This window comes from Paraburkholderia sp. A1BS-2L (assembly GCF_051125205.1).
In the GTDB taxonomy this organism is placed as follows: Bacteria; Pseudomonadota; Gammaproteobacteria; order Burkholderiales; family Burkholderiaceae; genus Paraburkholderia.
In genome coordinates, this window is sequence record NZ_CP120428.1 from 2,652,246 (window position 1) to 2,665,950 (window position 13,705).

11 protein-coding genes are annotated in these 13,705 nt (G+C 56.0%); all 11 read right to left on the reverse strand.

What is annotated here, in order from left to right; translation table 11 throughout:
- Positions 1 to 72 precede the first annotated feature (72 nt).
- On the reverse strand, positions 73 to 1,923 hold the full coding sequence (locus P5W98_RS12075) for a heparinase II/III domain-containing protein (protein ID WP_421024731.1): 1,851 nt from the start codon (positions 1,921 to 1,923) through the stop codon (positions 73 to 75).
- A 270-nt stretch (positions 1,924 to 2,193) separates the two neighbouring features.
- Positions 2,194 to 2,781, reverse strand: a complete 588-nt coding sequence (locus tag P5W98_RS12080) for a putative colanic acid biosynthesis acetyltransferase (RefSeq protein WP_421024732.1) — start codon at positions 2,779 to 2,781, stop codon at positions 2,194 to 2,196.
- Positions 2,762 to 3,994: a glycosyltransferase gene (locus P5W98_RS12085; protein WP_421042805.1), complete on the reverse strand. Its 1,233-nt coding sequence runs from the start codon at positions 3,992 to 3,994 to the stop codon at positions 2,762 to 2,764. The genes P5W98_RS12080 and P5W98_RS12085 overlap by 20 nt, the downstream gene beginning before the upstream one ends.
- 2 nt (positions 3,995 to 3,996) lie before the next feature.
- Positions 3,997 to 5,085 carry a glycosyltransferase gene (locus P5W98_RS12090; protein ID WP_421024735.1) on the reverse strand — a complete coding sequence of 363 codons (1,089 nt, stop codon included), beginning with the start codon at positions 5,083 to 5,085 and terminating at the stop codon, positions 3,997 to 3,999.
- Between the two features lie 101 nt (positions 5,086 to 5,186).
- Entirely contained in the window at positions 5,187 to 6,173 is a 987-nt protein-coding gene (locus tag P5W98_RS12095; RefSeq protein WP_421024736.1) for a hypothetical protein, read from the reverse strand.
- An 81-nt stretch (positions 6,174 to 6,254) separates the two neighbouring features.
- Positions 6,255 to 7,520: an IS256 family transposase gene (locus P5W98_RS12100; RefSeq protein WP_421023143.1), complete on the reverse strand. Its 1,266-nt coding sequence runs from the start codon at positions 7,518 to 7,520 to the stop codon at positions 6,255 to 6,257.
- 111 nt (positions 7,521 to 7,631) lie between these two features.
- Positions 7,632 to 7,970 (reverse strand): hypothetical protein, encoded by a 339-nt coding sequence (locus P5W98_RS12105; RefSeq protein ID WP_421024737.1) that lies wholly within the window; start codon positions 7,968 to 7,970, stop codon positions 7,632 to 7,634.
- A gap of 46 nt (positions 7,971 to 8,016) precedes the next feature.
- The gene (locus P5W98_RS12110) at positions 8,017 to 9,318 is read right to left on the reverse strand and encodes a lipopolysaccharide biosynthesis protein (RefSeq protein ID WP_421042804.1); all 1,302 of its coding nucleotides are present in this window, start codon (positions 9,316 to 9,318) and stop codon (positions 8,017 to 8,019) included.
- A 75-nt stretch (positions 9,319 to 9,393) separates the two neighbouring features.
- Entirely contained in the window at positions 9,394 to 10,365 is a 972-nt protein-coding gene (locus tag P5W98_RS12115) for a GDP-L-fucose synthase family protein (RefSeq protein WP_421024739.1), read from the reverse strand.
- An 8-nt stretch (positions 10,366 to 10,373) separates the two neighbouring features.
- Positions 10,374 to 11,492, reverse strand: coding sequence for a GDP-mannose 4,6-dehydratase (gene gmd, locus P5W98_RS12120; protein WP_421024740.1), 1,119 nt, complete (start codon positions 11,490 to 11,492; stop codon positions 10,374 to 10,376).
- 179 nt (positions 11,493 to 11,671) lie between these two features.
- A complete protein-coding gene (locus tag P5W98_RS12125) occupies positions 11,672 to 13,636 on the reverse strand; it encodes a polysaccharide biosynthesis tyrosine autokinase (RefSeq protein ID WP_434715466.1) in 1,965 nt (654 codons plus the stop codon).
- Between the last annotated feature and the right edge of the window lie 69 nt (positions 13,637 to 13,705).

A 13,705-nucleotide genomic window follows, 5' to 3' on the forward strand; every position in this document is an offset into this window, starting at 1 on the left:
ACCTTTATTTTGACGAAAATCATAGAAATGAAAATTATGAATTCCTTAAATTAAAAATTCAAGCGACGACAATCATTTCTCTTTTGAAATAAATGTTTTAATGACCAGATCACGAACAGGTACTTCCGAGCGAACAACCAGAACTGTATGTCGATGACTCGACAGTCTAAATTTTAAGGCGTGATCCCGATCTCGCTCTTCTTCCGCAGTAATTCGCTGGTTCGCAGTTACAGTAATCTTGACCGCCGGCGTAGATAAAACGTCCCTCGCCTCCGGCTTCCAGTCCAGATTGTCCGGAACGTTCCCAATCCAACCCGGGAAAATGATCTTTCCCGCTGGCAATGTAACGTCGATTTGCTCATCATTTGAAATAACAAGCCTTTCGTCGCTCGCGAAATGCCATCGGAAAAGAATCGGCTGATCACGTGTGAGGCTAACGGTATCGACGACCTTCAACCCTGATGCATCCCACTCCACCGCCCTGTTCCAACTGGATACATCGGCATATCCCTGCCCTGCGTCGATCTCGACCGACCCACCACCTTGGCCGAGATGCTTGATGTACATCGGCGCCGGCAGTTTCCGTGGATGAATCTCGTCCCCGACCTGCATCACGTTGTGCCCTTTCACAGATCTGAAAATCGTCTCGATTTCAGGGTCGCCATACGCGGGTGTACCGGCTTCAATCAGCACAAGTTTCCCGTCCGCGATATAGCTCACGTGCCCGCGGTCATTGTGGTCGTGCGTGTCGAGTGGATGGCCGCCTCGCAGCCACACGCCCGAGGCCTCCTGACTCCAGTCGCTGCGCCATGTTACAAGCGCGCCCCGTTTAAAGGCCGCTGACGTTGCCGGCCGCCGCCGGGCCGATACTGTCCCCGCAAGCGCAAGCAAACCAAAGCAATCGAGCGATTGAAACTCATGCGAGAAATACTGCTCTTTTACCCAGAGAATCTCAGGATCATTACTCAGCGCGGCGATCAAGGAAATATTGCCCGATATGAGCGGATAGCCGCAGCGCACGGCCGAATAGGCATCGAAGCAATTGACAAGCGAACCTGCAGGCTGGAACTGCTGTGCAAGCCATTTCGGAAACTTAGCAAGAAATGGATGCTCGCGAAGGCGATAATCACCGGCTTCGGCTGCCGCAACGGCCGCCAGATAGAGGAACGGCGTGTCCAGATTCAACCCGTAGATGAGCCCCTCGGATACTGCTCCCTCATCGCCGAAGACGCTCAGCGATTCGAGCAACCTGGCCGCGCCAAACTCTCTGACCGCATTGGCGCGCGTAGCTGGAAGTACGCTCGATGCCAGCACGGCCGCCGCGGCGACCACGATCCATTGATTCGACGCTGGCTTGTGTTCGCGAACGAACCATTGCACCGCCCCGCCCCAGTCTGCCATGATGCGGCCCGCCTCCTCGGCAATCTGTTGGACGACGGCGGCCCTCAATGACGGCTCGAGGACGCCAGCGGGCAAGAGCTTTAGCGTCGTGGTGAGCGCCGCCAAACCCATTCCCGTAGCTAGCCACACCCCATCGTTGCCGTCTGCGGGCAGCTTCGATTTATCGTCGAAGAGGGTCCATCCCGGGCGCTGCAATGGCCGCCACGTCAAGACCTCCTTCAACTGCATCGTGATCCGCGCCAGCGTTTGTGCGTCGCCCGTCAGCATGTAGGCAGCCGCTAGTGTCGGCAATTCATCGAATAGCTTTTGCGTGCTGCCGGTGTCCGCCATCGCGAGTGCGAACTGATTTGCCTCAGCCGCATTCGTGCGTTCCATCAAGATGGCTCGACTATCGAGCGTGCCGAATCGCGAAATACCGGGTGTCGCCAGTTGCGCGAGCGACGCCGCGCGCGTGAGCAATGGCGTCTTCATCAGCTTGTTGACGCGAGCGAGCACCTTGACCACCGCTTCATCGATGCTCATATCCGTCGCACGTCGCGCTCGAAGCATCGCCAGTGCGTCGGAGCAGGAAACCGCTCGTGACCAGGCCACTTCCCCCTTGGCACACCAGCTTGTAGCAGCAATCGCAAACGTCGCGAAGGCCTCAAGCAACCCGCGGCGCCCCCTGGATATCGAATTGCTGGTTCGGGTCCCTTTGCCCATATATCCTTCGCTCGTCGTCCGGACAAACGCGCGTTGCTCATATGGCTTGCCTGACGACCGCGCCACTCTCGCGGTCATGGCCAACCACCCTCATACTTCGCCGGCTATATGACCGGCACCCTGGTCGGAATCGACCACTCTTGCCTTGTGCGCAACGCACGGCGATCCATAGCAGATCATCGACTCCGGCAAATCGGAAAATACCGAGCTTCTCGCTCCGATAACCGCCCCGCAGCCAATCGAAACGCCCGGCGCAACAAACACGTCCGTGGCGACCCAAGCATGCGCACCGACCCGGATAGCGCTGCCGCGAATAGGAAAATCCTCCCGGCGATAATCGTGGTCGCCAGCGCACAAATACGTCCGCTGCGAAATCACGGCATGGGCGCCGATCTCGATTTCACCAAGGCTATAAATCACTGCATCGTCGCCAACCCAGGCGTAGTCACCTATCTTTACTTTCCACGGATATGTGATCGTTGTTGAGGGTCGTATCAGCACACCAATGCCGACCTGCGCACCGAATACTCTCAGCAACATCCGGCGGAACCCGTAGGCGAATTGAGGCGAGCAGCGGAATAAGGTCGCCTGCACGATCCACCAGAGTTGAACGACAACCGCTGAACGACCTCTGAATCCTGGCGGAAGGCGAAACTGATCAAGCCGCTGCATTGGCATACAAATGCTCCCACCGCGTCAATACTGATTCCAGCCGGAAATTCTCGCTCGCATGGCGCGCGCCTTTCCGGCCTAATCGATTCGCAAATGATGGTTTTCGCAGACAGGCCATAACTCCATCGACCAAACCCACCGTGGTCTTGCTACTGATTCCTTCCCGCCAGTTCCGCATTCCCACCCCCTCAAACGCCCACGTCGTGCCAACGACCGGGCGTCCGCTCGCCATGGCCACGACCGTGCGGTTCTTCAAACCACTGCCGCTCGCGTCCGGCAACACGATGACGCTCGCCCCAGCGAGCGTGGCCGCAAAATCCTGAACCCATGCCTCGACCCGAATCTGCGCGGGCCACCGTTCGACAATCCCCCCCAGGCGGCCGAATGCCGGTGCACGACTCAACACCCTGAACGTCGTATCCGCAAATTCGGAAGTCATCCGTGGAATGGCGGCCTCAAGGAAGTCACAAATACCGTCCATGACGTACGACACTCGAATGTCTCCACTCACGACAATTTCCCGGCCGCGGCTCGTGCTCGCTGCCTCATTCGATATCTTCATGTCGATCGGCAGGGAGACGGGGATAGCAACGATCGACTCCAGCCTGGTCTCACCTCGCAGGTATTCGGCATCGCTTTCAGATACAACGTGCACATATTTGAAGCGCTTCAGGTAAGTCCGCTCCACAAAAACCGCAATCCCATATGAGATCAATCGCAGAACTCTCTCCTTGATCGTCTTTGCGGCAAAGAATAGCCGCTTTTGCCGCATCGACCACGCATCGACCGTACTGAATACGACTGGAGTCGGCTTGCTCGCCTTCAAGACCGGCGCAAGCGGAATACCTTCAGCGTGAATGATTTCGAATCTCGCACTCGCTTCATCCATCACCGTCTCGAACATATGATCCGATGAGCTCGCAAGCACCTTCCTGATGGCACGCCGGCTGAAGGAAAAATTTCTTTTCGAGCCGATTAAGGTATTTAGCAGCAGGGTCGACGTATAGGATCGTCTGTTAGTCAAAACATCCAGAATTTCAACGTTCGGTGCGTAATCCTTAAACGCTTTATCGTCGAAATTTTTTCGCGATGTAACAAACGTCACCACCACGCAGCGATGGCCCCGGTCCGCCATCCCTTTTATCACCCTCAATGTTTGCTCATGCGCGCCCTCCATCGGCGGAAACGATATATTAGACAGCACGTACAAGATTCGCATTTTCAGCCCGCCCCAAAAACGGACAGTAGTCGATCTGCCATGACTTCAGCCGAATATCGCTCGGCGCACTCCTGAAGGATCGAGTCGTACCTCGACAGCCAAATTTCTTTCCGCCGAAAGAACGCGAGCAAACCAGCAGCAAGCGCCTCGGCAGAGTCAGTTTCGAAGAATTCGCAATTGACGCCGTCAACGGCCGCTTCGATCTCGGGTGCATGCGGCTCATCCTTCGAGATCAACATGGGGACGCCAAATGAAAAGCTCTGCGTAATCGACAGGCCGACATAGCCTGCTGAAACCGAAACCAGGCTCCGCTGGTAGATCGGTTGCAGCCGCTCGCGACCGGCTACATGTCCAGCAAACGTCACGCGTTGGTCAATGCCCAGCGCACGAGCAGCAGCCTTCAGCGAATCCGCCTCCGGTCCATCACCAACAAAAAGCAATCGCGATTGCGGCGGCAGATCACGCAACGCGAGCGCGAACGCACCGAGCAGCAAAGCTGGCTTCTTCTCCTTGACCAGCCGCCCGACATAGACGATATCCCATACGTCCTTGCCGTTACGCACGGCTTCCTTGAGCTTCAGAATATCGCCTGCCTTGTAGAGGGCATTGGGAGCTGCGATTACGCGAAGACGTGGAAATCGCTCCTTTAACTCCCGAACCTGACTTTCGGTATAGACGACGACCGTTCCTGCGAGATTACGCAGCAGTGCACGAACCTTATCTGAGCGCGAGCTGGGTCCGCTACGAGGCCATGCGTGCCCCCACACCACCGAGCGCTTACCGGATAGCCGGCGAAGCAGCAATACCAGCCACACGTTGAGTACGCGCGGATTCAGGTCGACCACCACTTTGTCTGCCGTCATGCAGGTCGAAAACGTTCCACGCTGCACCATGAAACGCCGCCCCGCCAAATAGCAGTTGTCGACGAAAGTGACGTGCTCGCACTGATCCCGGTTCAACGTCTTGATAGACAAGTCGAATGGCTGCGTCCCGGCGACAATCTCAAACTCGTCATCGACATGCTTTTCCAGTTCGCGAATCACACCGATCCGGTAGTCGCCCAATGCAGCCACGCAGATAACTTTCTTCAAAATATTCCCCTCTCACGGTGCCTGGCAGTCAGCTATCTTCTCAAATAGCTTCTGCATGAAGATCCACGATCGATTCCTGGCCACGCGGTCTGAACCGCTCTCTAAACACGTCGGGCACCGAGGAAAAGTCCCCGCCATAGCCGTCCGATGAATCGGTTCGTCCTTATCAGAAGACTCAGGACGACTGTCACGAGCAACATATCCGATATCGGCATCCGGACAATGATGAACCCCAACATGAACGCCGCAAGCGACCGCACGAGATGATCTTCGAATAGCAGCCGACAAATCCTCTCCGACAATATCAATACAGGAACCAGCAACACAAACGAGAAAACACCAAAATTCGCAAATAGTTCACCGTAAAATGTCGTGACCAGCGACGCTGAATCGCCAGGCGCAAAAATATTTCCCGCAACTGTCGTTATCGAGTCGGGCTTCGTCGCCCAAATGCTGCGAGGAATCCAGAATACGACCGTCTTAAACAACGTCTCGCCATAGAGATAGCTCACGCCATTTCCCAAGCGGTCCAGAATGCCAACGAGAACGTTCAGGTTCACGGATTCTGTGATCCCCGAAATGATGTCCACCACGTCGATGTTCGACGACTGCGTTGTAGCGAAGTCCAACCCGACAGCGAATCCTGCGATGACCTCGCCTATCCCTCCCGAGCCGGACGAGTGCATGAAAGATCGTATCCATCGAAAAATACTCATGAAGTAGGCAAGCACGGGGGTCAATGCCACAAAGGTCAATAACCAGCCGTACCGTCGCTCCTTCACAATAACGATGAAAATCGTCACCAGAACCAGGAGCGTGAAAATCCGGTTACCTGTCGTGTACAGATCCACGGCGCAGATGACAACGAGCAATCCGATAACGCGAGCGAGCGTCGATCGTTGGAGGATGAATTCCCGCATCGTGAATATAAGCAAGGCAATTCTCAGTGCGCTGATGGAATAAACCAGAAGGACACCGAATAACCCATAGTCAAGCAGAAAATCTTCCTTGCTCCTGTACCAGTGCGCACCGTCATCGCCAAGTCCGGATAGGATGTAGACGATCGCAGATACGGCGAGGTATTGCACCAGATACCATTTGATGGAGATACCACCCGGATTTGAGCTAACGTCAATAGTGGTGTATGAGCTTTTTGATGGCGGTCGATTTCAAGCGGCGAGTTTCTGCTGAACCGGCCGATCGTCTTGCACCGGTTCGCCGTCCTTGAAGGCAACGCCCTCGAGCAACAGCTTGATCTTCTCCGGGCCGTTGATACGGCGCCAGGTTTTCTCAGCTTCCTCGATCAGCTTGAATGCCAGTCCGAGGAAGGTTGGTCGCGACACGCAGTTACGCGTGCGCGTCGTACGGTGGCGCACCGTCGCGAACGTCGATTCAATCGCGTTGGTCGTGCGCAGATGCTGCCAGTGCTCGGCAGGGAATTCGTAAAACGCGAGCAAGCTCTCCCGGTCCTTCTTCAACGTCTCGCTCGCCTTCGGATATTTGGCTGCATAGATCGACACGAAACGATCGAACGCGGCGTGCGCATCGGCGCGGGTCGCGGCCATCCAGATCGATTGCATGTCGGCCTTCGCGCGTGCCTGTTGCGACTTGGGCAGCGCGTTCAGTACGTTGCCCATCTTGTGAAACCAACAGCGCTGGCCACGCGTCGCCGGAAACACCTCTTCCAGCGCCGCCCAGAAGCCCATTGCGCCGTCGCCGACAGCCAGCCGTGGACCTGCCGTCAGACCGCGCTTTTTCAGGTCGAGCAGAAGCTCCAGCCACGACGCTTTCGTCTCGCGATACCCATCGCCGATCGCCACACGCTCTTTGCTCCCGTCCGGTTTCACACCAATGATGACCAGCAAGCATTGCCCGTCGGAGTTCTCACTGCGCAGCCCCGTGTGAATGCCGTCGACCCACCAATAGACGTAGTGCGACCCGGACATGTCACGCCGGCTCCAGGCCACATGCTCGTCGGCCCATTGCGCCTTCAGCCGGCTCACCACGTTGGCCGACAAGCCCTTGGCGTCATCGCCCAGCAGCACGCGCAACGCTTCGCCCATATCGCCCGTCGAGATGCCCTTCAGATACAGCCAGGGCAGCGCTGCGCTCACGCGAGGCGACTTCCTCACATACGGCGGCACGATCGTCGAATTGAACTTCACGCCCGACCCCGATCGATCGCGCACCTTCGGCACCTTTACCGCAATCGGCCCGGCGGCCGTCAACACCTCGCGCTCTGGCAAGTAGCCGTTACGCACCACGGCGCGTTGCCCGTGCAAAGTCTTGACGTTCGCGAACCGCTCCATCAGCTCCGCCAACTCCGCTTCGATCGCTTGCTGAATCACCTGCCGCGCTCCCTGGCGAACCAATTCGTCCAGGCCAAGCCCGACTCCCGATAGACCGACGACTGCTTTTTCCGTATCCTTGCTCATGGTGGATGGTTTGATGTTTGCTGGATTCCGACTTCGACAATCAGATTCTCAGCTGAAACCTCCACCGCCTTCAACTTCCCGCCTCAACTCCCCCGTACACCACTTCCGACTTTAGCTCCCCGGATTTCTCGACGAAGTCATGCTCCTCACCCGCACCGGCAACAATGAAACATACGCCAGCAAGACCGCAAACATTCCTAGTACGATCAGTAGTTGGGGAGCGTTCAACTCCAGCAGCACTTCGGGAATCGACGTGCCAGCGAAATCGAGCGGAACCTGGAGCGACCCGGTAAGCAAGATGATCCCCATCGGGACATAAATGAAATACAGGGTGCCTGCTGTGAATCCCACCCAGAAGTCAATTGTGCCCCTGCTGACTCTCTTCACGATGAGGTGAAGCGCCCGTGCGAAGGTCAGCACGTATAACAGCACGACAAAGAATATTTCCATCAGACGCTCAACTAGTACTTCATGGAATCACGTGGGAGAAATGGCGCTAAGCAAGATGAACGTCCTTGCGAAGCGTTTGGATCACCTTTTCTCCACTAGCCACCGAAAACACAGCTATGGCCAGATCCGAGATTGCCAAAGCCAGCGCGGCACCATAAAGTCCGAATAGCTTCATCAGAATGACGCAAAAGCTGAGTTCCACCACGGTGGCCAGCACGTAAACCTTCGAGAACGCGACATGGTTGTCCGTTGCGCCCAGCAATGCCATCGGGACCTGCGTTCCTGCGGCTGCACAGGAAGAGATCAGCAGAGCGCCAAGGACGAGCTGGAGAACCGGAACATGACCATGGGTCCATGAAGTAACGATCCACGGTCCACACAAAAAAATAACCAGCGAGATGACTACGCCAACCAGAATCGTAGATATTCCGCCGTATCTGTAGATCGAAGAGATCCTCTCGGAGCTTCGTTCTGCATAGGCCCTCGTCAGCTCCGGCCAAATGGACTTTCCCACCAGCGTGGGCAACTGCGCAACCACGCGGGAGAGCGTCCTGTAAGACGAAAAGATTGCCGCATTAGCCGGCCCGAGAATCGCCCCGACCAAGATGGTCATGCCCTGAAGATTGATCGCAGTCGCAATCGGGAACGCAAGGAATCCAACTGCTGAACGACCGATTGATGCGAGCTCAGTTTTATAGTCGCGCCGGAAACGCCACCTCATCTGTGGATACCGCCGGATGGCATAGATGAAGATGAACAATGCGCCACCGAGCCGCCCCAACATGAATCCCAGCGCCGCGTGATGCAGTTGGCCGCCGAAGATCACACCCAGAATCGCGCCCCCCCATTCGAGCAGGCGAATGGTGGTAAGCAACCCCGTAACGAGCGCGTAGTCTCCGTGGGCACGGAAAACGGAATCGTAAAGGCCGCAGAAAACCGTCCCGCAACTGGCTACGACGAGAAAGAATATGGCTAGTTTTCCGTCGATCGTCCCCGCTATTCCCACATTGATCAATGCAAGCAGGATCGCGGCTAGCAAGCAACCTCCCACGATTATCCGCACGATTAGCGATATGGCCGATTGCAGCATGATGTTTGCAGCCTCTATCCGTCCAGAACGCACGTCGCTTACGAGACGATTACCTACGGCGGGCAACAGTCCGAAATCAGCCATGGAAAAATAAACGGCGCAGGCCGATATCACGAGCCATTCGCCATATTTTCCCAACGTCCAATTGTGCAAAAAAATTGGCACACCGGCCAATTGAGTAACGACCGTGATAACTTGTGAGTAGCAATGCGCGAATACGGATTTCACAATCCTACGCGTATGATCCGCAATCTTCATGGCATTGAATAGTCTCAAAGGCATCTACGAAAAAATTCGATGTGTCTTCTGCATCCGGAAGCAACAGCTATCAATTCACCCGCGCAAAGCGTTGTGGGCTCGCATGTCCCGGAAAATCCGGTAGGTCTCGCTCAATCCCTCGCGAATGCTCGTTGCCGGCACCCATCCCAATGCGCTTAGCTTCGAAGTATCGAGCAACTTTCGCGGTGTGCCGTCTGGCTTCGTGGTGTCGTAACGAATAGTGCCGGGATATCCAACAGTCTCTGCGACGAGCGTCGCCAGCTCCGCAATGGTCATGTCGGTGCCAAAACCCACGTTGATATGGCTATTGAAACCGCCCAAGGTCTCGCGAAATACTTGCTTGTCCGTGTTCATGACGTGAATACAGGCGCGCGCCATGTCATCGACATAAAGGAATTCGCGGCGCGGGGTGCCCGTTCCCCATATCTCGACGTACGGCGCGTCGGCATGCGCAGCCTCATCGAAGCGGCGAATCATGCCAGGAATGACATGGCTGTTCAGTGGATGGTAGTTGTCGCCAGGACCATATAGATTCGTCGGCATAACGCACCGGTAATCCACATCGTACTGGCGATTCAGGCTTTCACAGAGCTTGATTCCAGCGATTTTTGCGACCGCATAGGGCTCGTTCGTGCTCTCGAGATATCCCGCCAGCAGTTCGCCTTCAGTAATGGGCTGATGCGCGAATTTCGGATAAATGCAGCTAGATCCCAAGAACAGAAATTTCTCGACACCCGCGGTCCATGCCGAATTAATGATATTGCTCTGAATCAGCAAGTTCTGGTAGATGAAGTCGTATGGCAGCGTATTGTTGGCGAAAATGCCACCGACTTTCGCCGCTGCCATGTAGACCTCATCGATTCGATTCGTGGAAAAGAACGCTGATACGGCGCTTGGGTCACACAGGTCGAGCTCATCGCGCGGACGTACGATGACCTCATCGACGCCACGCGACTCAATTTGACGTCTAATTGCCGAGCCAACCATTCCGGTATGACCTGCAATATAAATTCGCTTTCCTGCCATTTCTAGCCTCACTCGTTGTAGCTATATGTCATATAGCCATTTCGCTTGACGAGCTCGTCGCGTTTCGCGATTTCATAATCGGACGCAATCATCTCCTCGACCAGTTCCGAAAACGACGTCGTCGGCGACCAACCGAGCTTCTGCTTCGCGTTAAGCGGGTCTCCCAGCAACGTTTCAACTTCTGTGGGCCGGAAATAGCGTGGGTCAACACGGACAATGACTTGCCCGGGCCGCACCGGCGATTCGTCTCCACGACTCGCCACCACGACGCCCATTTCGTTCACACCCTCCCCGCGCCACTCCAGTGTCAAGCCAAGCCGCGCGGCCGCGGCCTCCACGAACTCACGAATACTGTGTTGCTCCCCCGTTGCGATAACGAAGTCTTCTGCCTTGCCCTGCTGCAGCATGAGCCACTGCATCTCAATGTAGTCACGCGCGTGCCCCCAATCCCGGAGCGCATTCAGATTGCCGAGATATAGCGTATCTTGAAGACCAAGCTTGATCCGCGCGATTGCACGAGTAATCTTTCGTGTGACGAATGTTTCGCCACGTAGCGGACTTTCGTGATTGAACAGAATGCCGTTACAGGCATAAATCCCATAAGCTTCGCGATAATTAACCGTGATCCAGTAAGCGTACAGCTTCGCCACGGCATAGGGACTTCTCGGATAGAAGGGAGTCGACTCGCGCTGGGGAACTTCTCTCACCAGACCGTAAAGCTCCGATGTCGATGCTTGATAAAAGCGCGACTTACGATCGAGCCCCAGGATCCGGATCGCCTCAAGAATTCTCAGAGCGCCGATTCCGTCGGCATTCGCGGTATATTCCGGCTCTTCAAAAGATACGGCCACGTGACTCTGCGCGGCGAGGTTGTAGATCTCATCAGGCTGCACACGCTGCATGATGCGCACAAGACTCGTCGAGTCTGTGAGATCACCATGGTGCAATACGAAGCGCCGGTTCTCAGCGTGCGGGTCCTGATAGAGATGGTCGATCCGATCCGTATTGAAGAGCGATGATCGACGCTTGATTCCGTGAACCTCATAACCCTTATTCAGCAGAAACTCCGCCAAGTAAGCCCCGTCCTGTCCAGTCACTCCAGTGATTAGTGCAACCTTACGACTCATGGTAGTTCTCGTTATGGATAACATTGCGCGGGGAATCCCCACTTTCGCGACTCGGGAGTACGACCCGAATTGCCCAATTGCTGATATTCGAAAACCGACTTCTATGGGTAATCTTCTGAGGCGATGAAACTGGCTCGTCTTCGCAACCGGTTATTAGCGGCGGTCAAACGAGCCAATGCTCAATCCGTCCTGCTCTCGTACCCGTAGTAAGCGTTACGGCCGCCTCGTCTCTTCGGCACGTCCGTCAGCAATACGCCCTTCAGCGTTGCGCCACCGCTGCGAAGCCGGTTGACCGACTCAACCAGTTCCTGCACCGGATGACGGCCGTGCCTGACTACGAGCAAGGTCGCGCCCGCAAGCCGTCCAACGATGGCGGCATCGGTCACGGCGAGAATGGGCGGCGTGTCGATGACGACGACGTCATAGCTCGCCGAAAGCTCTTTTAGCATTGACTGGAACCGCTTGCTCATCAGCAATTCCGCTGGATTGGGAGGTAGCGACCCATTCGGAACGACGTCCAGCCCGGGCAGTTGGTTACGCAGTAGCGCCTTCCCGATATCGAGGCCCGCGATGACGTCCGACAAACCCGGCTGCCGTGCAATGCCGAAATAGCTATGCGTGTCTCCGCGACGCATATCTGCGTCGATCAGCAACACTCGCTTGCCACTGGAAGCCAGCACTGCAGCCAGGTTAACTGCGGTAAAGGACTTCCCGATTCCCGGCGATGGCCCAGTAATCACGAGCATATTGTTCGTTGAACCCATCAGGCCAAATTGCAGGGCTGTGCTCAGACTACGCAGTCCCTCGATTGCGACATCGTGGGGTGCATTCGCCGCCAGAACGCGCTGGCTGCCGAGTGGAGCGCGACGCATCTCCCGCGTGAGGCGAACCTGTGTATCGCTGTGCGCGATGACGGCGTAGACGGGAATCTCCAGCGCGCGCTCGATCTCCTCATTTTCTTCCACGCCACCGAACATCGACCTCCGGGCGAGGACCGACGCAACCCCTGCGATCAATCCAAATGCAAGCGCTAGCGCAACGATGAGTACGCGCTTCGGCCTGATCGGTTCGTCCTGCGATACCGCATAGTCCACGACGCGAACAGAACCCATCTGCCCCGCCTTGAGAATACGCAGTTGCTGTGCGTTGTTCAGCAGATTCATATAGAGCTGCGTATTGACACGAACGTCCCGAAGCATGCGCAGCGCAGATTGCTCGGTATTCGGCAGCATCGTGACGTGTTTGTTCAGCTGTTCCAGTTGGCCTTGCAGAGACGCGATCTGCGTATTCAAAGCAGCTACCGCCGGATGTGACTCGGTAAATCGCTGCAGCATTTCCATGCGCTGCTGACCAAGATCGGCAATCTTCGCGTTCGTATCGACGATCTGCTGCAGCAGTAGCCGGCTCTCCTCCGTGAGGTCGACGGTTCCGTTTTTGTTGCGGAATGCGTTATACCGATCCTCGGCTCCGTCAAGCTGCTTGCGCAGCACTGGCAGTTGCTGATCGAGAAACACGAGTGTGTGCTCAGCCTGCGCCGACTTCTTGTCGATGTTCTGCTGCACATATGCGGCCGCAACGGTATTGATGATATCGGCAACGCGCTGGCTGTCATCACCGTCCAGTGAGACGCCGATAACGCCAGACTGCTTGGTCTTCTCCCCGATGGTCAGGTCCGTCTGAAGTCTATTGATCGTTTCGAGCGTCGATGCGCGCTTCAGTACAAACTGGGTGCCCGGACGAGCAATGAACCGCTGAACGTTCAATTCGACCGGTCCGTCTTCGACACGACCGTGCGCCGCTTGCCCGGTTTTCCCTGTGAGAATGACGTCGCCGCCCGGGTCTCGCAATTCAAACTTCGCGCTATCCAGCACGACGAGCGTAAACTTCTTGTCGTATAGCGTTTCCGGTACGTCGAAGCTCGATACTTCGATCTTCTCCCCTCCCCAGGCAAACCGCGTCATTCCGAAATACGGCGATGCGAGTTCGGACTCTCCGGCGCGGCGCGCAAGATATTTCCCGATCAGCGGGAAATACCGTGGTTTCGCACTAATATCGAGGTGCAGAGTATGTACAGTCTGCCCCACTACCAGGCGCGAGCGAATAAGCTCGATTTCAGCCGAAGCGGACTGTTTGGTATCGAATATGGATGCGAGCTGGCCAAGCGCATCGTTGAGCTAACGTCAATAGTGGTGTATGAGCTTTTTGATGGCGGT